The sequence below is a fragment of the Bacillus sp. FSL M7-1020 genome (assembly GCF_038050415.1).
Lineage (GTDB): Bacteria > Bacillota > Bacilli > Bacillales > Bacillaceae_G > Bacillus_A > Bacillus_A toyonensis.
Window position 1 is genome coordinate 1831618 of the sequence record NZ_JBBOTW010000001.1, and the last position, 24529, is coordinate 1856146.

The 24529-nt window shown below is 37.2% G+C and carries 20 protein-coding genes; 11 read left to right on the plus strand and 9 right to left on the minus strand.

Features of this window, described 5'->3' with window-relative positions:
• Positions 1-38: 38 nt before the first annotated feature.
• From MHB70_RS09455 to MHB70_RS09465, 3 genes are read right to left on the minus strand one after another with little or no spacing between them, the layout of a single operon-like run.
• A complete protein-coding gene (locus MHB70_RS09455) occupies positions 39-2267 on the minus strand; it encodes a transglutaminase TgpA family protein (protein WP_061529917.1) in 2229 nt (742 codons plus the stop codon).
• Positions 2264-3478, minus strand: a complete 1215-nt coding sequence (locus MHB70_RS09460) for a DUF58 domain-containing protein (RefSeq protein WP_061529918.1) — start codon at positions 3476-3478, stop codon at positions 2264-2266. The genes MHB70_RS09455 and MHB70_RS09460 overlap by 4 nt, the downstream gene beginning before the upstream one ends.
• A complete protein-coding gene (locus MHB70_RS09465) occupies positions 3478-4440 on the minus strand; it encodes an AAA family ATPase (RefSeq protein ID WP_061529919.1) in 963 nt (320 codons plus the stop codon). Before MHB70_RS09465 ends, MHB70_RS09460 begins: the two co-directional genes overlap by 1 nt.
• Before the next feature lie 651 nt (positions 4441-5091).
• Here MHB70_RS09465 and MHB70_RS09470 point away from each other — a divergent pair.
• From MHB70_RS09470 to narI, 4 genes are read left to right on the plus strand one after another with little or no spacing between them, the layout of a single operon-like run.
• Positions 5092-8775: a nitrate reductase subunit alpha gene (locus tag MHB70_RS09470; protein ID WP_000729102.1), complete on the plus strand. Its 3684-nt coding sequence runs from the start codon at positions 5092-5094 to the stop codon at positions 8773-8775.
• Positions 8765-10240 (plus strand): nitrate reductase subunit beta, encoded by a 1476-nt coding sequence (gene narH, locus MHB70_RS09475; RefSeq protein WP_000692707.1) that lies wholly within the window; start codon positions 8765-8767, stop codon positions 10238-10240. Before MHB70_RS09470 ends, narH begins: the two co-directional genes overlap by 11 nt.
• A 19-nt stretch (positions 10241-10259) precedes the next feature.
• A complete protein-coding gene (gene narJ / locus MHB70_RS09480) occupies positions 10260-10790 on the plus strand; it encodes a nitrate reductase molybdenum cofactor assembly chaperone (protein WP_002093771.1) in 531 nt (176 codons plus the stop codon).
• Positions 10791-10807: 17 nt separating this feature from the next.
• A complete protein-coding gene (gene narI, locus MHB70_RS09485; RefSeq protein WP_000969188.1) occupies positions 10808-11497 on the plus strand; it encodes a respiratory nitrate reductase subunit gamma in 690 nt (229 codons plus the stop codon).
• 142 nt (positions 11498-11639) lie between these two features.
• On the opposite strand, the gene MHB70_RS09490 is transcribed toward narI, so the two are convergent.
• Positions 11640-12332, minus strand: coding sequence for a Crp/Fnr family transcriptional regulator (locus tag MHB70_RS09490; protein ID WP_000013862.1), 693 nt, complete (start codon positions 12330-12332; stop codon positions 11640-11642).
• A gap of 378 nt (positions 12333-12710) precedes the next feature.
• On the opposite strand from MHB70_RS09490, the gene moaA reads away from it, so the two are divergent.
• The 7 genes from moaA to MHB70_RS09525 all read left to right on the plus strand — a co-directional run bounded on the left by moaA (position 12711) and on the right by MHB70_RS09525 (position 18640).
• A complete protein-coding gene (gene moaA, locus MHB70_RS09495) occupies positions 12711-13724 on the plus strand; it encodes a GTP 3',8-cyclase MoaA (protein WP_061529920.1) in 1014 nt (337 codons plus the stop codon).
• Positions 13725-13741: 17 nt separating this feature from the next.
• Complete coding sequence (locus MHB70_RS09500; protein ID WP_061529921.1) at positions 13742-14755, plus strand: molybdopterin-synthase adenylyltransferase MoeB; 1014 nt, start codon at positions 13742-13744, stop codon at positions 14753-14755.
• 42 nt (positions 14756-14797) lie between these two features.
• A complete protein-coding gene (locus MHB70_RS09505; protein WP_000890811.1) occupies positions 14798-16087 on the plus strand; it encodes a molybdopterin molybdotransferase MoeA in 1290 nt (429 codons plus the stop codon).
• A gap of 44 nt (positions 16088-16131) precedes the next feature.
• Positions 16132-16602: a molybdenum cofactor biosynthesis protein MoaE gene (locus MHB70_RS09510; protein ID WP_061529922.1), complete on the plus strand. Its 471-nt coding sequence runs from the start codon at positions 16132-16134 to the stop codon at positions 16600-16602.
• Positions 16599-16832, plus strand: coding sequence for a molybdopterin converting factor subunit 1 (gene moaD, locus MHB70_RS09515; protein WP_000573668.1), 234 nt, complete (start codon positions 16599-16601; stop codon positions 16830-16832). The genes MHB70_RS09510 and moaD overlap by 4 nt, the downstream gene beginning before the upstream one ends.
• A gap of 80 nt (positions 16833-16912) precedes the next feature.
• Positions 16913-18082: a nitrate transporter NarK gene (gene narK, locus MHB70_RS09520; RefSeq protein WP_061529923.1), complete on the plus strand. Its 1170-nt coding sequence runs from the start codon at positions 16913-16915 to the stop codon at positions 18080-18082.
• A 54-nt stretch (positions 18083-18136) separates the two neighbouring features.
• A complete protein-coding gene (locus tag MHB70_RS09525; RefSeq protein WP_000995728.1) occupies positions 18137-18640 on the plus strand; it encodes a hypothetical protein in 504 nt (167 codons plus the stop codon).
• A 193-nt stretch (positions 18641-18833) separates the two neighbouring features.
• Here MHB70_RS09525 and MHB70_RS09530 read toward each other — a convergent pair whose 3' ends face one another.
• Genes MHB70_RS09530 through nirB form a run of 5 tightly spaced genes read right to left on the minus strand, consistent with a single transcriptional unit; the run spans position 18834 to position 24225 of the window.
• Positions 18834-19304, minus strand: a complete 471-nt coding sequence (locus MHB70_RS09530) for a precorrin-2 dehydrogenase (protein WP_000287169.1) — start codon at positions 19302-19304, stop codon at positions 18834-18836.
• Entirely contained in the window at positions 19297-20007 is a 711-nt protein-coding gene (locus tag MHB70_RS09535) for a sirohydrochlorin chelatase (protein WP_061529924.1), read from the minus strand. Before MHB70_RS09535 ends, MHB70_RS09530 begins: the two co-directional genes overlap by 8 nt.
• Positions 20004-21428: a uroporphyrin-III C-methyltransferase gene (locus MHB70_RS09540; RefSeq protein WP_061529925.1), complete on the minus strand. Its 1425-nt coding sequence runs from the start codon at positions 21426-21428 to the stop codon at positions 20004-20006. The genes MHB70_RS09535 and MHB70_RS09540 overlap by 4 nt, the downstream gene beginning before the upstream one ends.
• A gap of 58 nt (positions 21429-21486) precedes the next feature.
• A complete protein-coding gene (gene nirD, locus MHB70_RS09545) occupies positions 21487-21804 on the minus strand; it encodes a nitrite reductase small subunit NirD (protein WP_000616697.1) in 318 nt (105 codons plus the stop codon).
• Between the two features lie 15 nt (positions 21805-21819).
• Entirely contained in the window at positions 21820-24225 is a 2406-nt protein-coding gene (gene nirB / locus MHB70_RS09550) for an NADPH-nitrite reductase large subunit (protein ID WP_061529926.1), read from the minus strand.
• Positions 24226-24529 lie beyond the last annotated feature (304 nt).

Genomic DNA, 24529 nt, shown 5'->3' on the forward strand with positions numbered 1-24529 from the left:
CTCTTTGAGGTATTTTCTTTAAACTCACATGATCAAGATTAAATCATTGTATCGAATTCATTTGATTTAGGTAGAGAAGCTGCTTTTTTCATAAGCACTTCCCATAAGTGTACGGATTTCTTCCATTCGGCTGCGGTCTGTCCGTTTTGATACATAGCGTTCTCATAACTGAAAGTAAGTTGTTGCATATCGGCCGAGTTGTAAAGTGTATCGATGCGGAGAGCGTATTCTCGGAATGTTTGACTTTCCCCCCGTGGTATGCCGATTCTCGCAAATTGTTTTAAAAGTGCGCCGTAAGCTTTTTGATAAACAACATCATCTTTTCGGTATTTATAGAAAAGAATAATAAAAAATGTAATCCATTTCATTCTAGTAGTGAAGAGAATGTATCCGATGATACTAATTGGTATCGTAGAGAGGAATACGTACCACCAAGAAAAACTAGTTTTAGAATTTGTGACCTTTTTAGTAGAAGTTTCTTCTGTATTTTCTATTAAACTTTTAAGTTTTGTTTCATTATTTCGTTGATGTATTTGCTGGTTATTAGAATTATTTGCTTCGCTATTTTGTGAAATAGGAGCAGGAGTATTATTTGTAAAAGTATAGGGATTAGTAAATCCTTTTGTTGGTTCGAATGGAATCCAGCCGTATCCTGGGAAATATACTTCGACCCAAGAGTGTGCGTTATCGTTCGTGATTTTATAAATATCCTGACCTTCTGCAGAGGCAAGTGTATTGTCAAGAGTTCCTTCTGTATAGCCTTTTACCCAGCGAGCAGGAATCCCGGCAGAACGAAGTAGTACAATCATAGACGTCGAAAAATTATTACAGTAGCCGCTTTTTGTATCGAAAAGGAATTGATCTACATAATCTTGGCTTTTGGCAGGGAATGAAACATTCATTGTTTCGTATACAAAAGAGTTGTCTGTGAAGTAATTTTCGATAGCTAATACTTTATCATACCGGTTGTCTTTATCATTTGTAAGATTGACAGCCAAGTCTTTTACTCGCTGTGGTAATGATTCGGGAAGTTGTGTGTACTTTGTCATGAAATAAGGATTTGTTTCTTGACCTTCATTCGTGTTTACAGCTTTCAAGTTTTCTATGGGAAATTCCGGGATCTCATACGTTACTTTATATGAATGTAAAGTAGTAGAGGAGTCTCCGTGCATCGTATAGATTTTTTCAGAAAATGGGTCAACGCTGTATGATACATCTGAGGAAGCCTCAACTGATACTAATCCTGCTGGGTAGGTAAGGTGAAAATCACTTTTTTGCATGGTGATGGTTGCTTCGGTTGTTTCCGTTTTTGTATTTTGTTCGTACCAGCTCACGACGTCGTTTTTACTTTTAAAAGAAATCTTTTTTTGATTTTCAGAAACTTCCCAGCCTTTTCCTGTATAAAAATCTTTCGTTTCTACTCTCCAATATTGTTTGTTTTGCGTTTGTGCTGTGAAAACAATTGTAGGATCAGCCTGAAAAGGACCACCTAATCTCGAGTCATCTAAACCATACCCAATTGTAGAAACTTCTTGTTTTTTACTCGCTTCGGATGTGTTGAATTTTAAAAAATTCATTGGGTTTGGCCATTGAGGGCCGAATTTTGGAGCAAAGTATGCGATGGTTGCTGACAATACAATAAATATTGTAAGAGGTCTAAGTAATTTTGAGATTTCTCTATCATAATTTTGTAAGTGTTCCATCTCTTTTATTCGTTCTATTCGAAGAAGACTAAGCATAAAAAATCCGATGACAACAGTACGAATAATAGCGTAGTTTGCATTGTATAAATGTAAGTTATGAAAAGTTGTGATATAAATAATAGTCAATACAAGAAATAACAACCCACGTTTTTTATGAATCATCCAAAAAGAGATGAAAGAACTCAAAAACCAAAATGATAGAAAAAATAAAACTGTTGGAAAAACTGGAGAAATATCTAGCAAATTCCCCTGGAATAACAGGGAGGAATTTTGAGAAATATCAGTAAAAAATTTCGTTAGCCAAGATGGATTTATAAAAGCATTTTTATAATATAGGAAATGAATGATGAATAAAATCGTGATGATCTTTATAGCAATTTGCCACCTCGTTTGAAAAAAAGAGAGAGTGAAGCAAATTCCTATAAATATTACAAAAATATCTAATCTACCTACGTTTGTAATACCTATAAGGGGTCTTAGCCATTCTAGTAAAAGTAGAAATGCGCATGCATGCATGTAAAAACTGTTCATATCCAATTGTTTTTTTGTATGTAATGTTATCATTTGCTCACCTCAAAAAACACGTTTGCATACCGGTTTTCATAAACCGCGTTTACAAATATTTTTCTTTTTTGTAGAGTTTCTAGTATACTTAGTTCACGATGTGAGAGTTGATTCGCTTTTTCTTTCACGACAAACACCATTAATTTTCTATTTTTTATAGCAGCACAGTCAGCCGCCTTTTGAATATCGGGAGAAAGACCGCTTGTCACGAGTATAATCGTGACGGGCTGATACATTTTTCTTAATTCCATTTCTACACTCTGGGAGAGCGGGAATACACTGTCTGCTTGTACTTTCGCTAAATGGCAAAAGATTTGTTGCAACTGAGTATCTCCATTGTCTAATGGGAAAATAGTTCGTTCTTTTCCGACAGACACGAATGACGCTGGTGAATTTTGCTTCAAGACAGCCCTTACAATAGAGGCAGTAAACGTTACGACTGATTCGAATAGAGGGGATTCAGTTCTGTCCATGAATATCATGATATTATGGCTACTCTGTTGTTCAAACTCTTTCGTCATAATATTGTTTGTTCGTGCAGTTGCTTTCCAATCAATCCATGAAAAGCGATCACCAGGTTTATAGTCTCTGACGCCGACAGAGACTGTAGAGTCTTTTGCTGAATGTATATTTGCTGAAAGCGCCCCTTGTTCGAAATGATTTTCCAATTGTCGATACGCTATATCTACATACTGGGGATAGACTAAAAATGTATCTGGAACTGAAAAAGTTACTTCTTTTTCTATCATACCGAATAGATCGCCAGTTTTGACACGTACGCTTGAAAAAGTGTGCTCTCCTCTAGGGATTGTATCAATAACATATTGAAACGAAATATTTCGTTTCAATCCCGGAAAGAGTATGACCTTATTCATCTTTGCTTGTCTACAACTTGTAAATGGTGGTGGCAGTTCATCTTCTATAACTAAATAAAGTAAGGGAAAAGGAAATTTTCTTTTTATTGTAATCGTGCTTACAAATTGTTCTCCTGCTGCATATTTGTTTTGGTTTGTTATTCGTTTTACTTCAGCGTCCCGTAAAGCGTAGAAGGGGAGTAGTAGTGAATAAAGGCCAATAGGAATCGTACTGTAAAACAAAAACCAACTTACAAATCCTCCTTGAAGCATAGCATACACAAATGTTAAGACTACGCATAAAGGGATTAGCGATAACTTCGTAACGTGATATAGTGCTCGTAGTAGTCGCTTCATCAAAGGTTCTTCGTCCTTTGAGTCGGCACAGTAGTTCGTGCAACGATTTTGGCGATAACTTGTTCTCCTGTTATTCCTTCAAATCTTGCTTCCATTTTTAGAATGAGTCTGTGAGCTAAAACGTAAGGAGCTAAAAATTTAACATCGTCTGGAATAACATAATTTCTACCATAGATGAATGCATAAGCTTGTGAAGCTTTCATTAAAGCAATTGAGCCACGTGGACTTGCACCTAGCTGTATAGAACTATAAGAACGAGTCTGATTAACAAGCTTTACAATGTAATGCTTGATTGCTTTGTCCATACTTACTTCCCGTACACTTTGTTGTAAATAAAGTAATTCTTCTATTGTTGTAATAGCTTGTAAATGGGAGAGTGGGTTTGTTTTTTCCATCCGGTTTAAAATTTCAAATTCTTCTTCTGGTGTAGGATATCCCATTGTTAGCTTCAACAAGAAACGATCGAGTTGAGCTTCTGGTAAAGGATATGTTCCTTCATATTCGACCGGGTTTTGTGTAGCCATGACAAAGAAAGGTTTTGGTAACGATCTTGTAATGCCATCTATTGTGATAGTGCCTTCTTCCATACTTTCAAGTAAGGCAGATTGTGTCTTTGGGGATGTACGATTAATTTCATCAGCAAGTACAAAATTCCCCATGATTGGTCCAGGCTTGAACTCAAATTGGAGCTCTTTCGGATTATAAATAGAAACACCTGTTACATCTGACGGCAGTAAATCAGGTGTGAATTGAATCCGCTTGTAATCGGCGTCAATGGATTTAGAAAGAGTGCGTACTAGCATTGTTTTCCCAACGCCAGGAACATCTTCTAATAGTACATGACCTTCAGCTAAAAGAGCTGTCATGGTTAAAATCGTTTCTTTTCGTTTTCCGACCATTAATTTTTCAATATTGTTGATTATTTTTTCTACAATGGGATGTAATGAATCAAGACGGGCCATCGTAATCCTCCTAATTTTATTATCTTTTCTAATTCATTTTTATGTTAAAGAAAAGGAGTCCCTTCATTTTAATGCAGTATAATAGTAATCTAAGAGGCAAGTAGGAATGGTGTATATAAGTTCATAGTGAGAACTTATATAAATAGGAAAAAACGTAAATGTTAAAAAATCATGGTGAGATACTTTATAATTTCTATGTCCAAAAAGGAAATCCTACTCGTAATTTTATGAATATTCAGATTATATGTGTGGATAACATTTAGTATAATTGTTTCCGTAAATAAGAGCAATACCGTAAATAATGATTTATAGTTATATCTCGCTATTTGTGGGCTGATAATCAGTGGGGGACGAACAAAACCTCCACTGATTAAAGTTTCACTTTATATAAAAACGTAGGAATCTCTCCTGCGTTTTTTCTTATGCAAAAAAAGGTGAATCCTCAAAATGCTATTTTCCTAATAAGCTCACGGCTGACCGAAATCTTCACAACAAAAAAAAGTAATCTTTATTTATAAATGTTTCCCCGTAAACCGGTTTCCAAATGAATTTATGACAATCTCTTGAACTGTGCGAAATGTCACATCTGTATTTTACAACCTCTTTTATAGTAAGGGTATGTAAGAGAGACGTATTAAAGGAGTGAACAGTATGAAGAAGAAACCTTCAGCACTAATGAGACGTTTAAAATATTTTTCACCAATAGATCGTTATAACGATAATCATACACAAGAAACATATGAAGATCGTGAATGGGAAAATGTGTACAGAAAGCGATGGCAACATGATAAAGTAATCCGTTCTACACATGGCGTGAACTGTACTGGTTCATGTAGTTGGAACATTTATGTGAAAGATGGAATTGTAACTTGGGAAGGGCAGGAGCTTAACTATCCAACAACAGGTCCAGATATGCCTGACTTTGAACCACGAGGATGTCCACGTGGAGCGAGTTTTTCCTGGTACATTTATAGTCCACTTCGTGTGAAATATCCGTATGTACGTGGTGTTCTTTGGAGTATGTGGCAAGAGGAATTACAAAATAACAAGTCACCACTAGATGCTTGGAAAAGCATTGTGGAAAACCCTGAAAAAGCACGTAAGTATAAGCAGGCGCGTGGTAAAGGGGGATTCATTCGTGCGAATTGGGATGAAGTATTACAACTCGTTTCAGCTTCTTTACTTTACACAGTAATGAAATACGGTCCAGACCGAAATGTTGGTTTTTCACCAATTCCAGCTATGTCGATGTTAAGTCATGCTGCAGGTAGCCGCTTTATGCAACTTATGGGTGGGCCGATGCTTAGCTTCTATGATTGGTACGCTGATTTACCACCAGCTTCTCCGCAAATTTGGGGTGATCAAACAGATGTACCAGAAAGTAGTGACTGGTATAACTCTGGTTACATTATGACATGGGGTTCAAATGTACCGATGACAAGAACACCAGATGCACACTTTTTAGCGGAGGTTCGATATAAAGGAACGAAAGTTGTTTCAGTAAGTCCTGATTTCGCTGAGTCAACAAAGTTTGCGGATGATTGGATTAGTGTGAAACAAGGTACAGATGGTGCACTTGCGATGGCAATGGGGCATGTGATCTTACAAGAATTTTACGTAGATAATCAAGTGGAATACTTCACAAAGTATGCGAAGCAATATACTGATTTTCCTTTCTTTGTCACATTGAAACAAAAAGGAGATCAATTCGTCGCTGATCGTTTCTTAAATGCTACTGATATTGGACGAGAAACAAAGTTAGGAGAATGGAAGCCTGTTCTTTGGAACGAGAACACGAAAGATTTTGCAACACCTCACGGCACAATGGGGTCACGTTGGGATAATGAAAAGAAATGGAATTTACGTTTAGAAGATGAACAAACAGGTGAAAAGATTGATCCACGTCTTTCTTTACTTGGAATGGAAGACGCTGTGGGAACGGTACAAATTCCGTACTTCTCAGATGAGGGAAATAAAGTATTGGAACGTACAATTCCAGTGAAAAAAATTATGACAGAAGAAGGCGAAGTGTTCGTTACAACTGTATACGACTTAACGTTGGCAAATTACGGTGTGAACCGAGGGCTCGGCGGACAAGAGCCGAAAGACTTCAATGATGATGTACCATTTACACCTGCATGGCAAGAGAAAATGACAGGAGTGAAACGAGAGCTTATTATTCAAATTGCTCGTGAGTTTGCACAAAACGCAGTTGATACGGATGGGCGCTCGATGATTATTGTAGGGGCCGGTATTAACCATTGGTTTAATTCTGATACGATTTATCGCGCAGTTTTAAACCTTGTTCTTCTCGTTGGAGCACAAGGCGTAAACGGTGGCGGTTGGGCGCATTATGTCGGTCAAGAAAAATTACGACCAGCAGAAGGATGGCAAACAATCGCGATGGCAAAAGATTGGCAAGGGCCACCGAAATTACAAAATGGTACATCTTTCTTCTATTTCGTAACAGATCAATGGCGCTATGAAGATACACCGGTTGGACATTTAGCATCACCAATTGAGGGCAACTCTCGTTATCAACATCACGGTGATTACAACGTATTAGCGGCACGACTTGGCTGGTTACCTTCTTATCCGACATTCGAGAAAAATGGAATTGAATTATATAAAGAAGCTGTTGCTGCTGGTGCAACAACGCAAGAAGAAATCGGAAAATACGTTGCACAAAAACTAAAAGAAAAAGAACTAAAATTTGCGATTGAAGATCCAGATAATAAAAACAACTTCCCGCGCAACTTATTCGTATGGCGTGCCAACTTAATTTCAAGTTCTGGTAAAGGCCACGAATATTTCTTAAAACATTTATTAGGCACAACAAATGGATTAATGAATGACGATAGTGATTCGTTGCGACCAGAAGAAATTAAGTGGCATGAAGAAGCGCCAGAAGGGAAGCTTGATCTACTCATTAATTTAGATTTCCGTATGGCTGGAACAGCGCTCTATTCTGACATCGTCTTACCTGCTTCAACTTGGTATGAAAAGCATGATTTAAGCAGTACGGATATGCATCCATTTGTACATCCATTTAATCCAGCAATCGGTTCACCGTGGGAAGCACGCTCTGATTGGGATATTTTCACCGCTCTTTCTAAAGCTGTGTCAGATTTAGCGAAGAAAATCGACCTTGAACCAATGAAAGAAGTCGTTGCAACACCACTTCTTCACGATACACCGCAAGAATTAGCGCAACCACTTGGCAAGATTAAAGACTGGAGTAAAGGTGAGTGTGAACCAATACCGGGTAAAACGATGCCACAAATTCATGTTGTCGAAAGGGATTATAAAACAATTTATGACAAGATGACTGCACTAGGACCAAATGCTGGAAAACAACCAATTGGTACGAAAGGTATTTCTTGGTCAGCAGAAAAAGAGTATGAGCAATTAAAGAGCAAATTAGGAGTTGTTCGAACGGATTCTATTGCGAAAGGTTGCCCAGACATAAAAGAAGCAATCAATGCTGCTGAGGCGGTATTAACGCTTTCTTCGACAACAAACGGTCATATGGCTGTAAAAGCATGGGAAGCACTTGAAAAACAAACGGATTTAAAACTGCGTGATTTAGCAGAAGAACGTGAAGAAGAATGCTTCACATTCGAACAAATTACAGCACAGCCGAAAACAGTAATTACTTCTCCAGCCTTTACAGGTTCTGAAAAAGGTGGACGCCGTTATTCACCATTTACAACAAATGTGGAACGTCTTATTCCTTGGAGAACGATAACGGGTCGACAATCTTTCTACTTAGATCATGACATGATGAAAGAATTCGGTGAAACGATGGCAACATTTAAACCAATTCTGCAACATAAACCGTTCCGAAAATCACGTCCCGAAGTAGAAGGAAAAGAAATTACACTAAACTATTTAACACCGCATAATAAGTGGTCGATTCATAGTATGTACTTCGATTCATTACCGATGTTAACGCTATTTAGAGGTGGTCCAACTGTTTGGATGAATAAAGATGATGCGAATGAAGCTGGCGTCGCAGATAATGATTGGATCGAGTGTTTTAACCGTAACGGTGTTGTTGTAGCACGTGCTGTCGTAACGCACCGTATACCGAGAGGGATGGCATTTATGCACCATGCACAAGATCGCCACATTAACGTGCCTGGTACGAAATTAACAAGCACCCGCGGGGGAACACATAATAGTCCAACCCGTATTCATGTTAAACCAACACATATGATTGGTGGATATGGCCAATTAAGCTATGGATTTAACTACTATGGTCCGACTGGGAATCAGCGGGACTTAAATGTTGTAATCCGTAAACTGAAGGAGGTAGATTGGCTTGAAGATTAAAGCACAAGTCGGAATGGTAATGAACCTAGATAAATGCATCGGCTGCCATACTTGTAGCGTAACATGCAAAAACACCTGGACAAATCGTCCAGGTGCTGAATATATGTACTTCAATAACGTAGAAACGAAACCTGGAATTGGTTATCCGAAACAATGGGAAGATCAAGAGAAATATAAAGGCGGCTGGGAATTGAGAAATGGTGAAATTCAGCTGAAATCAGGTTCGAAAATGAAACGCCTTATGAATATTTTCCACAATCCAGATCAACCAACCATCGACGATTACTTTGAACCTTGGAACTATGATTATGAAACATTAACAAATAGCCCGCAGCGTAAGCATCAACCAGTTGCTCGTCCGAAATCAGCAATTACAGGCGAATTTATCGACAAAATTGAATGGGGTCCAAACTGGGAAGATGATTTAGCTGGTGGACATATAACAGGATTGCAAGATCCGAACGTAAAGAAAATGGAAGAAGAAATTAAAACAGATTTTGAAAATGTCTTTATGATGTATTTACCACGCATATGCGAACATTGTATGAATCCATCTTGCGTATCTTCTTGTCCATCTGGTGCGATGTATAAACGTGAAGAAGATGGGATTGTTCTTGTGGATCAAAATGCATGTCGTGCTTGGAGGTTCTGCGTATCTTCTTGTCCATATAAAAAAGTGTATTTTAACTGGCAAACGAATAAAGCAGAAAAATGTACAATGTGTTTCCCGCGTATTGAAGCTGGTATGCCAACGATTTGTTCGGAAACATGTGTAGGACGTATCAGGTATATTGGGGTAATGCTATATGACGCTGACAAAGTGAAAGAAGCAGCTTCTGTTGAAGATGAAAAAGATTTATATGAATCTCAGCTTACTGTTTTCCTAGATCCAAATGATCCAGAAGTAGCAGCTGAAGCGAAAAAACAAGGCATTCCTGAAGAATGGATTAAAGCAGCACAAGAGTCACCGATCTATAAAATGATTATCGATTGGAAAATTGCTCTGCCTCTTCATCCAGAGTACCGTACAATGCCAATGGTTTGGTATATCCCCCCGCTTAGCCCGATTATGAATATGGTGGAAGGGAAAGGAAGTAACTGGCAAGCAGAAGAGATTTTCCCTGCTATCGATAATATGCGTATCCCAATTCAATATTTAGCGAACCTACTCACTGCAGGAGATGAATCCCACATTCGTCTTACGTTGAAAAAAATGGCTGTCATGCGGACGCATATGAGAGCATTGCAAATTAATAAAGAACCAAATGAAGCAGTATTAAAAGAAATTGGTTTAACGAAACAGGATGTAGAAGATATGTATCGTCTTCTTGCTATCGCGAAATATAAAGATCGCTTCGTCATTCCGGGCACTCACCGTGAACAAGTTGCTGATTTATATAGTGAACAAGGAAGCTGTGGTTTATCCTTCGCAGGTGGGCCAGGGTCTTGCATGACAATTTCTTAAATAAAGGGGGCGGAAAATGATGAAACAAAGTTTACAAACTGCTTTTTCTTGTTCTTCTTTTCTTCTCTCCTATCCGGAACTTGGGTGGGGAGAAGCTTTAACTGAAGTACAAGAAGAGATTGAAGCAATTGAACAAGAAGACGTTAAAGCAGCACTTACAGCGTTTATAAAACAAGCACTAGATAAAACGAACGATCAATTAATTGATCCTTACGTATATACATTTGATTTTGGTAAAAAGACAAATATGTATTTAACTTATATGAACACAGGTGAACAAAGAGAAAGAGGTATTGAATTATTAGAGTTAAAACAGCATTATAAAAAATCTGGTTTTGAAGTAACAGATAAAGAACTACCGGATTATTTACCGCTTTTGCTTGAGTTTTTTGCAAATGCAAATGAGCAAGATAGTGAGCCGATTATGAGTAAATACAAGGAAAATATACAAGCATTGCACGTTCAATTAAAAGAAGCTGATAGTATGTATGAACCAATTCTTGCAGCTATTCTCCTCGCTATCGATACATGGGGTGTACAGACAAATTAGAAAGGAGAGTTGTCAAAATGATGGATCAATTTCTATGGGTGTTGTTTCCCTATATCATTTTTGCAATCTTTATCGGTGGACATATTTTCAGATACAACTATGATCAATTTGGATGGACATCAAAATCTAGTGAACTATTAGAGAAAAAAATGCTCCGGGCCGGAAGTCTATTATTCCACTTTGGGATCATGTTCGTAATTGGCGGTCATGTTATGGGGATTTTAATTCCAGAGTCCGTATACCGTTCAATAGGTATTTCTGAACATATGTATCATGTAGTAGCAATTAGTTTCGGACTTCCGGCAGGTGTTGCTTCTATCATCGGTTTAATTATATTAACGTATCGCCGTGTAACCGTAAAACGCATCATTGCAACGAGTACAACGGGAGATTATATTGCGCTTATTTTATTACTTATCGTTATGCTGGCAGGACTTTCCTCAACATTTTTAAATATCGACTCAAAAGGGTTTGATTATCGTACAACGATCGGTCCTTGGTTCCGAAGTCTCTTTATTTTCCAACCGAAAGTTGAATATATGATGGAAGTGCCTGTATGGTTTAAAATTCATATTATTGCAGCGATGGGTCTATTCGCAGTATGGCCGTTCACTAGACTTGTACATGTATTTAGTGCTCCAATTAAATACTTAAGCCGTAGTTATGTAATTTACAGAAGACGTATTCCTAATGAATTGAAAAAATAATAACGCTTTGAACAAATAGCAGCTAAAACGAAACGAGGTCTAATATGGAAGGCCTCGTTTTTATTAATATAGGGGAATAACCGTGTACGTTATAATGAAAAAGTAACGTAATATGAAAAAAGATTAGCATCTAAATAAGATGCTAATCAATGCTACAAACAGAGGTAGAACAATCTTCACAAGCAATTTCACATTTTAAAAATTGTAAATCATGAATTGTAATCTTTCCTTTAGTAATAGAAATCGTACCCTTTTTTTTCAAATCATTTAACATTCGATTTACGCTTTCACGGGAAGTTGCACAGAAGTTCGCAAGTTCTTGATTCGTTAATGGTAAATCGATGAGAATACCATTTTCCTTTAACACACCATAACTATTTGTCATTCGTATGAGAGTAGAATACAGGGCACCTTTTTTGCCGTGTAATACTAAATCGCGGAACTTCGTTTGCATTCTTCTTAAATGTTCACTAATCCATTTCATAAATTCAAATACAAGTGCGGGTTTTTGGAGTAATGCTTTTTCTAAGGTTTCACGCTTTATTACTCCTACTTCAACATCTTCAAGGCATTTTGAATTTAATAAATACTTCGCATTGTCCGTGAATAATGTTAATTCGCCAATAATGTCGTATGCCGAACAAATACGGAGTGTTAATTCTTGTCCGTCAGCACTTAGTTTACTAATTTGTACTTTTCCTGAGTGGATGATATAGAGTTCTGTTGCTTCCATACCTTCTTGAAAAATAAAACTTCCTTTTTTTATCTGCATTTTATATTCAACAGATGCAAGTAATTCCTTTAAATCTTGAGATAATGTCATACTGTTTGCCACAGCGATCACCTTTCTTCTTATAAGCAATACATTTCCTATTTTGAGTGTAAGTATGATGAAAATGCAAGAGCTATTTAAAAAAAAGTGAAATTTCAATGACCGTACGGGAAAATAAATTAATATGTTTTAAGAGTTAATGGAAGTAAAGGGGTAAATGAGTATAAGTTTTTAGTTGAAAAGATAACCAAAAAAAATTCAATATGTAAAGTAGATGAGACTAAAGATGTGAACAAAATTCGAACGGATTTGTGAAGAATTTTTGAATGGGGAAAGTAATGTGAGAAAAGTCACATTGAATATGTAGCTTCTTTTTTATAATAAAGGCAAATAAAAAATATGAAACCTACTAAGGATTGCAGTAGAAAAGAAGGGATATAGATGCACGAGAAGATGAGGGATTCGTTAGAGCGGCCACTTCAAGATTTACGTATTTCAGTTATTGATCGTTGTAATTTTAGGTGTACATACTGTATGCCAGCCGAAGTGTTCGGATCTAATTATGCTTTTTTACAGGAAGAGTTTTTATTAACATTCGATGAAATAGAAAGATTAGCTAGATTATTTATAAGTATGGGAGTCAATAAAATTAGACTTACTGGCGGTGAACCTTTATTGCGTAAAGATTTACCAAAGTTAATTGCAAGGCTTGCAAAGCTAGAAGGCTTAACAGATATTGGACTCACAACAAACGGTATTCATTTAGCAAAACAAGCTAAGGCGCTAAAAGTTGCGGGATTAAAACGTGTAAATATTAGTTTAGATGCGATAGAGGATCACGTTTTCAAAAAAATAAATGGCCGAAATGTAAGCACAAAACCTGTATTGAAAGGGATTGAAGCAGCGAAGGCAGCTGGATTAGAAGTGAAAGTAAATATGGTCGTAAAAAAAGGGATGAATGATAGTCAAATTCTTCCTATGGCTCAGTATTTTAAAGAACAAGAAATTCAGCTACGTTTTATCGAGTTTATGGATGTGGGCAGTACGAACGGCTGGAACTTTGAACAAGTCATTACGAAGGAACAATTAATAGAAAAAATTAATCGTGTATATCCGATTGAGCCCGCCCAGCCTCGTTACTTTGGAGAAGTAGCTAAAGTGTATCGATATGTAGGGAGCGATGCAGAAGTTGGCTTTATTACTTCTGTTTCTGAGTCATTTTGTTCTTCTTGTACGAGAGCTCGTATTTCGGCAGACGGAAAGTTTTTTACATGCCTATTTGGAACGAAAGGAACGGATTTGCGAACGCTTCTTCGAGAAAATATTTCTAATGCATCACTATTAAAAATTCTACAACATACATGGGAGTTTAGAAAAGATCGGTATTCAGATGAAAGAACAGCTGAAAGTGCAAATAGACGTCCAAAAGTAGAAATGTCTTACATTGGTGGATAACGAAAGGAGGGTTCCCTATGCAAGAGCGTTATTCAAGGCAAGTATTGTTTTCTGGAATTGGTGAAATGGGACAAAGAAAAATAAAAGAAAAGCATGTGCTCCTAATAGGAGCGGGTGCACTAGGAGCTGCGAATGCAGAAGCGCTCGTTAGGATGGGAATTGGGAAATTGACAATTGCTGACCGTGACTACGTTGAATGGAGTAATTTACAAAGACAACAGTTATATACAGAAGAAGATGCACAGCAGTGTAAACCGAAAGCAATTGCAGCGGCAGAGCATTTAAGAAAAATTAATTCTGAAGTAGAAATTGTACCTGTTGTAACGGATGTTACAATGCAAGAAATGGAAGAGTTAACAAAAGAAGCAGATCTTATAGTAGATGCGACTGATAATTTCGATACGCGCCTACTTATAAATGATATTTCACAAAAAGAAAATATACCTTGGATATACGGTGGATGCATTGGAAGTTACGGTGTAACGTATACGATTCTTCCTGGAGAAACACCATGTTTTCGCTGCTTAATGGATCATCCTATGGGCGGTGCAACATGCGATACAGCCGGAATCATTCAGCCAGCGGTACAAATGGTTGTTGCTCACCAAGTAACAGAAGCGATGAAAATATTGGTGGATGATTTTGAGGCGTTAAGAGGAACAATGTTATCATTTGATATTTGGAACAATCAATATCTCTCATTAAAAGTAAATAGGCAGAAAAAAAGTACATGTCCATCTTGTGGGAATGTACGCACGTATCCAAGTTTAACATTTGAAGCACAGATGAAAACGGAAGTGCTATGCGGGCGGAATACAGTTCAAATCCGTCCAGGAATAAAAAAAATTCTTAATTTAGAAGAAATTCAAAAGCGCTTACAAAAAAGTGTGAATGTCAAAAAAACTCCATATTTACTATCCTTTCTAGTAGATGAATATCGTTTTGTGTTATTTACAGACGGCAGAGCGTTTATTCATGGGAGTAATGATATGAAAATGGCAAAACGGTTATACGCAAAATATATAGGATGAACAGAAAGAGAGTTTCTTCTTATCAAAACGAGGTGAAAAAGAATGTTAGAAAAACGTACACCAATCTCAGTGGCAGAAGCAGTTGCACGTGTAATGGAATATGCCTATCAAGGTGAAATGGAAAAGGTTTCTCTTACCGAAAGTTACGGAAGAGTCCTCGGAGAAGATGTTGTTGCAGATCATGATGTTCCGCATTTTGATCGCTCTCCGTACGACGGATTTGCGATTCGAACAGAAGATACAAAAGAAGCAAGTAGCAGTAACCCAATTCAGTTTGAAGTGATAGGTGAAATTGGAGCAGGTTTTGTTTTTAAAGAGGAAGTAAAAGCATTTCAAGCTGTACGTATTATGACAGGAGCCGCAATTCCAGCGGGATGTAATGCTGTTGTTATGTTAGAACTAACGGAAGGGTTTGAAGAAAACAAAAAGACTTATATGAAATTAAAACGCTCTTTCACTTCTGGTGATAACATTTCTTTTCAAGGAGAAGATGTAAAACAAAATGCCATACTTGTGAAAAAAGGGACTTCTATTAACCCTGGAGTAGCGGCACTGCTTGCTACGTTTGGTTATAGTTCCGTGCATGTTGTAAGACAGCCGGTTATTGGAATTGTAACGACAGGGAGTGAACTACTCGAAGTACATGAACAACTGAAAGAAGGGAAGATTCGAAATAGTAACTCCTATATGATCGCTGCTCAAATTGAACGAGCGGGCGGAGTTGTACAGTATTATGGACAATTCGCTGACGATTTTGAGACGTGTTATAACACTGTAAAAAAAGCGATAAAAGAAGTTGATATATTAATTACAACTGGTGGCGTTTCAGTAGGAGACTATGACTATTTACCTGCTATTTATGAGAGATTACAAGCAAATGTACTTTTCAATAAAATAGCGATGCGACCAGGAAGCGTGACAACTGTCGCTGAGCTAGAAGGAAAACTATTATTTGGTCTATCTGGTAATCCTTCTGCTTGTTATGTCGGATGTGAATTATATGTTCGACCAGTCATTGGAACATACTTGCACAGGAAAGATCCGCACTTATTTCGAGCAGAAGCAATTTTACAGAAAGACTTTCCGAAAGCAAATCCGTTTACTCGTTTTGTAAGAGGGAATGTAGAACTTGTAGATGGCCAATTACAAGTTACACCAGTCGGTTTAGATAAATCTAGCGCAATTTCTTCACTTGCAGAAGCGAATGCATGTATCGTTCTGCCGGGAGGAACGAGAGGATTTGAAGCAGGAATAACCGTTTCGGTACTGTTATTAGAATCAAGCGCCGGAAGTGAGTGGCCGTGGGAAGAGCCGCTTCGATCATACAAGTAACAGAAAAATAGATTGCTAATTTATACAAAGATAAGAGGTGCAAGATGACACATACGTATTATGAAGTAATTGATACTCCTATTTTAATTGAAGGTGTTACAAGTAAAGTAATTCGCCGTGAGTGCGGTGCAGTTACTACTTTTATTGGTACTGTCAGAGAATTTACGAAAGGACGTCGCACGCTTTATTTAGAGTATGTAGCTTATAAGACAATGGCGGAAAAACAGCTTGAGAAAATTGGTGCTGAAGTAGAAGCGAAGTGGCCTGGGACATATGTGGCAATTACACATCGCATTGGTACATTACAAATTTCTGATCTTGCTGTTGTTGTTGCTGTTTCTACACCACACCGGAAAGCGGCCTATGAGGCGAATGAATATATTATGGAGCGTATAAAACAAATTGTTCCGATTTGGAAGAAAGAGTTTTGGGAAGATGGTGAGTCATGGATAGGGGATCAGTTAGAGAAAATAGCATATGGTAATGGCGAACCTGAAAAGGAGATGAGAACATGATTGAAGTACTATTATTTGCACATTTGCAAGAAGAAGCAAGTAAGTCGGTCTTGCAAATAGATTGTGAAAATATTTCAGTTTCTGAACTAAAGGAAGTTCTGATTAAGAAATACAATGTAGCAATTTCAAACGAGATAATGGTCGCCGTAAATGAAGAATACGCAAATGAGGATGACATCATTCAAACTGGCGACGTCGTAGCAATGATTCCGCCAGTAAGTGGTGGTTGATTCTTTTCAGCCTAATCATGTTAGGACGTGATTAGGCTGGAGAGAATGAATATAACTATGCATACATAGGAGGGAACAAGATGAAAAGTCCTAATTTTCAATTAAGTTTACAAACTTCTAATCTAGTTATCGGTTTTATGGTATGGGTCATTTTATCATCATTAATGCCTTATATTAAAGCAGATATTCCATTAACTGCGGGACAAATTTCTATGGTAACAGCAGTACCGGTTATTTTAGGTTCTATTCTTCGCATTCCAATTGGTTATTGGACGAATCGTTACGGAGCAAGAAAATTATTCTTTATTAGTTTTATTCTTTTATTATTCCCTGTCTTTTACATTAGTGTTGCCAATTCTATGATGGATTTAATTATTGGTGGCTTATTTGTAGGGATTGGTGGTGCTGTATTCTCTGTAGGAGTAACTTCTTTACCAAAGTACTTTCCAAAAGAGAGCCACGGTTTTGTAAATGGTATTTACGGAGTGGGTAACGCTGGAACAGCAATTACTTCATTTTTAGCACCTGTTATTGCAACTTCAGTTGGCTGGAGAACGACAGTACAGTGTTATTTAATTTTACTTGCAGCATTTGCACTTATGAACTTTTTATTAGGAGATCGTAAAGAAAAAAAGGTGAATACACCATTAATGGAACAAATAAAAGGTGTATATAAAAATGAAAAACTTTGGTTTTTATGTATCTTTTACTTTTTATCTTTCGGATCATTCGTCGCATTTACAGTATACTTACCAAACTTTTTAGTATCTCACTTCGGATTAGAGAAAGTAGATGCAGGTATGCGGACAGCTGGCTTCATCGTATTAGCAACAATTATGCGCCCGATTGGTGGTTGGCTCGGTGATAAATTTAATCCATTTAAAATATTAATCTTCGTATTTATCGGTTTAACACTTTCAGGTATTATCCTATCATTTATGCCAAGCATGAACGTATACACATTTGGTTGCTTACTAGTCGCATTTTGTGCAGGTATTGGCAATGGTACAATCTTCAAGCTTGTGCCAATGTACTTCTCTGAGCAAGCAGGGATTGTAAATGGTGTTGTGTCAGCTTTAGGTGGACTAGGAGGGTTTTTCCCGCCATTAATTTTAACATTACTATTCCAACTAACAGGTCATTATGCAATCGGATTTATGGCGTTATCAGAAGTAGCGCTTGCTTGTTTAATTATTACAGTGTGGATGTATAGTCAAGAGAAGCTGTTAGTGATGTTAAAGAATCATTAATAGAAAAAAGGGTGCCTAGTAGAGGCATCCTTTTTTCTACTTAAACAAACAAGAATGAATTGTCTTATGTATAACAAGGGCCTTTTCGTAAATAATGTTGTTTTATTACTTAAGAATTTTATCTTTATTGATTTTATAAGAATTTCCCGCATAATTGTAACAAAGGGAGATGATTCCAAGTTGAGTAAACAGAATATCAGCACAACAGTTTCAGGAGATTTGATTGTTACCCATCTAATTGGTCAGATTAAAACAGAGGATGTGTATGAATGGTTTAATGATTTTGAGCAGGTTTGTCAGCAATTTATTTCTGAAGGGCGGAAATACAAATTATTGGTAGATAGAAAAGGATACACGCCAAATCATTTTTCTGTTCAAAAAGTATGGAAAGATAAGTTCTTCAATGAAACCATTTTGAATCATAGTAAGGCAATTGCATTTCTTCTTGAAGAAGGGGAGATACTGAATTATTTACAACAATCCAATACGAAAGAATCTGTGGAATTTTTCGATGATTATGAACAATCGCTAATTTGGTTGAATGAATATCCAATGTAAAAAATGAATTGAAAGAGTTGCTCGTAATGTTGCAGTTATCATAACATTTACTTGTTTACAAGTTGCCGACACCATTCATTTTCTTCGCAGATTGCTTGTGCAGTTTCAAAAAAGAAACCAAAACAAAAAGAACAAACGCTTCTAAAAAACGTTTGTCCAAAGGTAATTACTATTTTGGCTAAGAAATAGATTATTATTTGTGAGTACGAGAAAGCTTTTTTATAAGTTTAGGAAGTATAGATGTTAATTCTTGCTTCATACGCTTTGTAGACGATGGATCTTTACCAGAAGTTGAAATAGTGACAATATATTCATTATTTCTTATAACGCCAGGTGTGTGAAACGATGATTCTGTACCATCGCTTACAACGTTAACCCACTGGAAATCGTGGGCGGCCTGTTTGACCATCATATTAACAGTATGTTGATTTGTAGCTGCATAAATAAGATGAGCATCTTTAATGTCATCATTACTAAAAGTTTTTTGCTTCCAAGTAATATAGGGAAGTTCGGTCATTTCCTCGCAAATCTCGGGGCTAATAACGGTGACGAAAGCGCCTGTATTTTTTAATCCAGACGCTTTTCGATATGCAATTTTACCTCCACCAATGATAACGACCACTTTATTATGTAGATTAAACATAAGAGGGTACATGCTATACATACACACATTCCTCCATTCGCTCTAATAATGCCAACTTCATATATGTATCAAACTTCAGGCAGTTACAAGTCGTAACGTGATCGTATTTTTTTGTATGCAATTTGATTTTTTGAAGCAATAATCCGGTAAAGAGAAGGTACGGCATGACATATACATGGGATGCGGCCGATGTTATAGTCTTGAGCTCAGCAGTAAAAGAGGGAGTTCCTTTCATTAAAAAGGAGCACGATACTGGCATACTGAGTTTTCGTTCGACAGCTGCTCCGATTTGTTGTAACTCATGTATCGGCTGGGGGTCACTACTGCCTCTTCCTACGAGTAAAATACTACTACCTTGCATTGGAATAGTTTCACGTATTCTTTTCGCTACAAGTTCAACCATATGTGGATGCGTACTAAAAGGTGGTACAACTGAAAATGTTATATGTGGGTATTTCTTTTGTATTTGTTCTATTTCAAGAGGAATATCACGTTTATAGTGAGCTGCTGCAAATAATAAAACAGGTACAATCATTATTTCAGTTGCTCCCTCTAGTATTGTTTCTGTAACTGCATCCGAAATGGTAGGTGTTGTTAGTTCTAGAAAAGCTATTTTTTGAATTCTTTCGTTACATTCTTTCATGACAGATTGAATAAAGCGAATAAATTGTTCATTGCCTTCTTGCAGGCGACTACCGTGTCCAACATATACAATTCCTTTCATCGTAGCACCAAATCTTTCTTCATAATAATGTCTTGTAATTGCTCATCTACATTATGTAATCCGACTTTATTCGCATAGTGTAAAGTTGGAACGTCGGTATACGAGAAGGGAAGAGTAAGAATATCAATAAAACCAAGTCGTTTTATTTCTGATAAAAAAGTATCAATTGAGGCACGCCCTTCAAACACAATGCTATCCCATGAGAATTCAGAAAGTATACGAGAATGAACTTCATCGAAACGATGATCAATTGTATACTCATGAGTCATCATATAGGAGCCAGCACCAATTTTCTCTTGAATAAAAGCAATTCGGTTAATATTTCTGCCTAAATAAACAGTTGTATGGGAAGAGAACTTTGCTTGTTTACTTAGTAGCCCATATTGCATAAGTTTTTCTTGAGTGGCAACATTCATGTGCTGCAGCTCTGCCTGTAAGGAACGAATATCTTTATGGTATTTACTACATGCTTGCATCAAGATTTCTACACTTTCAGCTGAACAAAAAACAAGGCGATCAACGTTAAAAATTTCATTGATTTGTTCAAGTGTTAATGTATATTCTTCCTTTTTGAAAGTTGGAATTTGATATATTTCTGCACCGGTTTCTTGTAACCTTTGCTTCATTACACTTGTTTTATTTGTTGCAGATGCAAATAAAACTTTTTTACCATGTAATGGTTTACGTTCTTTCCAAGCGATTTGATTACGTAAGGAAACGACATCACCAACAATCGTCATGGAAGGGTTAGAAATATTTTCGGTTTTGACGTTATGAACAATGGTTGCTAGAGTCCCTGTGACAACGCGCTGTTTCCCAGTTGTACCCCATTCAATGACTGCTACGGGTGTATCTTCTTTTTTTCCTGCTTGTAGTAAGTTTTCACAAATGGTAGGTAAGTTTTTTATACCCATGTAGTAGGCGATTGTGTCGCTATTGTGGGATGAATTATATTTTCCATAATCGGCCAAAGGACCTTTTGCATGTCCAGTTAGTAAAGTGACGCTATTACTGTAGTTACGGTGGGTGAGGGGGATACCTGCATAGCTACTAGCGGCGATGCTAGATGTAATACCTGGTACAATTTCATACGGAATGTTCGCAGATGCTAAAGTTTCTGCTTCTTCACCAACACGACCAAAAATAGAGGGATCTCCACCTTTTAAGCGTACAACGGTTTTTCCTTCTTTCGCAAATTGAAGGAGGTGGGCGTTAATCATTTCTTGTCGCATAGTATGATTTTTCGGCATTTTTCCGCAATAAATAAGTTCGCATGTTTCTTTTGTATAATGAAGAAATCTAGGATTTAATAAACGGTCATATAAAACGATATCTGCACGCTTTAAACAATCTATCGCTTTCTTTGTAATAAGCCCTTCATCACCTGGTCCTGCACCAACTAAATATACATATCCGTTCATAATCGCACCTCTTCTATTTTTATGTAAAAGGAAGCCAGAGGAGGCTTCCTTTCGTAAATTACATGTTTATATAAATGTCACCATCAATAACTTCTACTTCGTATGTTTGGATACAGCCGTCATCAGGTTTTTGCACTTCACCTGTTAGTAATGAAATTTTCCAATCATGCAGTGGACAAAAGACGAATTCTCCAGATACAATTCCTTCTGCTAACGGTCCGTTTTTATGAGGACAACGATTTTCTACAGCTCGAATATCTCCATTTGAAAGGCGGAATAGGGCGATAGACATACCATTCATTTGCACCTCTTTACCGATTTGAATAGGAAGGTCTTCCGCACGCATAACTTTTATTTTTTCTTTCGTTTGTATCATATAGATCACAGCTCCTTATTTCACAGTTTCTACTTCATACATCGCTTTTAATGATTTCGTTTCTAGTGCTTGTCCCCATGCTTCTTTATATGTGCCACGAGCTTTTTGGAAACGTTCATTTAACTTAGTGACCATATTTGCATCTTGCAGTATTTCTTTTATGTGATCGAAGCCTAAACGTTCTGTCCAGTAGGCAGTACGCTCTCCATAAATACCAGTTTCACGATAATATTGCATATAAGCTGTAGCGATGCGAAGGACATCATCTTCAGTAGGGACAATCATTACAAAATCAGCTTCGCGTACTTCCGTACCACCATTTCCGCCAATATAAAGTTGGTATCCATTTTCGACACAAACAACGCCAAAATCTTTCGTCAGTACTTCCGCACAGTTACGCGGACAGCCCGTTACACCCATCTTCATTTTATGAGGTGTATCTACCATTTCTAATGATTGTTCAAGCAACATACCAAGTCCTAATGAATCTTTCGTACCGAAACGGCAGAAGCGAGAACCAACACATGATTTTACATTACGAAGCGATTTTGAATATGCATATCCCGAAGTCATATGTAAGTCAGCCCATACGTTAGGTAAATCTTGCTTCTTAACACCATATAAGCCGATTCGGCTTGCACCTGTAATTTTCACAAGAGGAACATCGTACTTTTTCGCAACTTCAGCAATTTTCATTAAATCATCAGCTGTTGTAACGCCTCCGTACATGCGTGGAATAACAGAGAATGTACCATCGTGCTGGATGTTACCATTCATTCTTTCATTAACGAAACGGGACGATTTATCATCTTCATATTCTTCTGGAATTGCCATACGTAAATAGTAGTTTAAAGCAGGACGACATTTTGAACAGCCTTCTTCATGTATAAAACCAAGAACATTTCGTACTTCTTTTGGAGATTTTAAGCCTTTCTCGTGAATGGCCGCTACGACTTCATCACGGGATAAAGTTGTACATCCACACATACCGGCAGATTGCGCTGAGGCATCAAAAGCATCTCCAAGTGTATGAGATAAAACTTGTTCCACAAGCGGACGGCATTTACCACAAGAACCTGCGGCTTTCGTACAGCCCTTAACTTCTTCAAAAGTCGTTAACTCTTGTTCTAAAATGGCGTGAACGATTGTACCTTTCGTAACACCATTACATCCGCAAATCGTGTCATCCGCACTCATTGTAGCAACGTCAAGTGCACTTTCTTCACCAGCTTTGTGGAGAAGGGAAGCGGCTGTATATTCTTGTATATCCTCTTCTTTCTTTAACATGCTAAAGAGGCGTGTACCGTCAGCTGTGTCACCATATAAAACGATACCGACGACTTTATTGTCACGAATTAATACTTTTTTATAGGAACGTTTACATTCATCAAAGATGGATATTGCTTTCGTTTGGTCATCTTCATAAATTTGGCCAGCAGAGAATAAATCACAACCTGCAACTTTTAATTGTGTACCGACGATACTGCCCGTATATCCATCAGTTTGTAAATTCGTTATATGTTTTGCTAATATCGCACCTTGTTCATAAAGAGGAGCAACAAGTCCATATGCGATACCGTCATGTTCTGCACATTCACCAACGGCATAAATGGATTCATCATTTGTTAGCATATAGTCGTTGACTACAATACCGCGATTTACAATTAAACTAGCATCTTTTGCTATTTGCGTATTCGGGCGTATCCCGACTGCCATTACAATTAAATCACAATCTACAACTTCACCATCTTCAAATTGAATGCCCTCAACATGGTCTGTACCAAGAATTTTTACCGTTTTCTTTTCCATGAGAAATTTCATGCCTTGTGCTTCTAAATCTTCACGAAGGAGAGAAGCTGCTTTTGTATCTAGTTGTTGCTCCATTAAGCTCGGCATTAAATGAACAACATGTACGTTCATTCCTAAATCAATAAGACCTCTTGCGGCTTCTAAGCCAAGTAACCCACCGCCGATGACAACGGCTTTTTTCTTATCTTTAGCAGTATCAATCATAAATTGTGTATCTTCAATTGTTCGAAATCCTGTCACACCAGGAAGGGTAGAACCTTCAACAGGTAAAATAAAAGCACTAGAACCTGTTGCGATAATGAGTTTGTCATATGTAAGAGTACGATTCTTTTCTGTGATAATGATTTTTTCTTCTCGGTTAATACTTTGAACTCTTTCGTTTGTATACAAGGTTATTTCATTTTCTTCGTACCAACTGTAGTCATTCATAATGATATCTTGCATATTTGTTTTGCCTTGTAAAACATGAGAGAGCATAATGCGATTATAGTTTGGATGTGGTTCATCTCCAAAAATAGTAATCTCATATGAATCACTATCATGTTTTAATATTTCTTCCATACAGCGTATGCCAGCCATACCATTTCCGATCATAACTAAACGTTTTTTCATATTCATTTCCCCTTTTTATGTGAAATGTTGAACAAAGTATATTATGTTTCTATTATAGAAAATAAAAAAAGAGGGAGATGTGATATTTATCACATCTTAATAATGATTCACAAATTGTTAAAATTCGGATTTATGTGGAGAGATAAGTGAAAGGGAATTTTTTATATGGGTAGGTGGGGGAGTGAAGAGACCCGCACCTAATTAAATAATAGTAAGCTGCCCAATGAAATGATAGGGGAAGTGTGACTATTTCTTACACAATGAAAAAGCAGGACATGAGCATGTATACTCATGTCCTGTGCTT

Bases quoted from the DNA above. Each gene is read 5' to 3' on its own strand.
- MHB70_RS09455 (WP_061529917.1), bottom strand. From the start codon at position 2,267: ATGATAACATTACATACAAAAAAACAATTGGATATGAACAGTTTTTAC.
- MHB70_RS09460 (WP_061529918.1), bottom strand. From the start codon at position 3,478: ATGAAGCGACTACTACGAGCACTATATCACGTTACGAAGTTATCGCTA.
- MHB70_RS09465 (WP_061529919.1), bottom strand. From the start codon at position 4,440: ATGGCCCGTCTTGATTCATTACATCCCATTGTAGAAAAAATAATCAAC.
- MHB70_RS09470 (WP_000729102.1), top strand. From the start codon at position 5,092: ATGAAGAAGAAACCTTCAGCACTAATGAGACGTTTAAAATATTTTTCA.
- narJ (WP_002093771.1), top strand. From the start codon at position 10,260: ATGAAACAAAGTTTACAAACTGCTTTTTCTTGTTCTTCTTTTCTTCTC.
- narI (WP_000969188.1), top strand. From the start codon at position 10,808: ATGATGGATCAATTTCTATGGGTGTTGTTTCCCTATATCATTTTTGCA.
- moaA (WP_061529920.1), top strand. From the start codon at position 12,711: ATGCACGAGAAGATGAGGGATTCGTTAGAGCGGCCACTTCAAGATTTA.
- MHB70_RS09500 (WP_061529921.1), top strand. From the start codon at position 13,742: ATGCAAGAGCGTTATTCAAGGCAAGTATTGTTTTCTGGAATTGGTGAA.
- MHB70_RS09505 (WP_000890811.1), top strand. From the start codon at position 14,798: ATGTTAGAAAAACGTACACCAATCTCAGTGGCAGAAGCAGTTGCACGT.
- MHB70_RS09510 (WP_061529922.1), top strand. From the start codon at position 16,132: ATGACACATACGTATTATGAAGTAATTGATACTCCTATTTTAATTGAA.
- moaD (WP_000573668.1), top strand. From the start codon at position 16,599: ATGATTGAAGTACTATTATTTGCACATTTGCAAGAAGAAGCAAGTAAG.
- narK (WP_061529923.1), top strand. From the start codon at position 16,913: ATGAAAAGTCCTAATTTTCAATTAAGTTTACAAACTTCTAATCTAGTT.
- MHB70_RS09525 (WP_000995728.1), top strand. From the start codon at position 18,137: ATGAATTGTCTTATGTATAACAAGGGCCTTTTCGTAAATAATGTTGTT.
- MHB70_RS09530 (WP_000287169.1), bottom strand. From the start codon at position 19,304: ATGTATAGCATGTACCCTCTTATGTTTAATCTACATAATAAAGTGGTC.
- MHB70_RS09535 (WP_061529924.1), bottom strand. From the start codon at position 20,007: ATGAAAGGAATTGTATATGTTGGACACGGTAGTCGCCTGCAAGAAGGC.
- MHB70_RS09540 (WP_061529925.1), bottom strand. From the start codon at position 21,428: ATGAACGGATATGTATATTTAGTTGGTGCAGGACCAGGTGATGAAGGG.
- nirD (WP_000616697.1), bottom strand. From the start codon at position 21,804: ATGATACAAACGAAAGAAAAAATAAAAGTTATGCGTGCGGAAGACCTT.
- nirB (WP_061529926.1), bottom strand. From the start codon at position 24,225: ATGAAAAAACGTTTAGTTATGATCGGAAATGGTATGGCTGGCATACGC.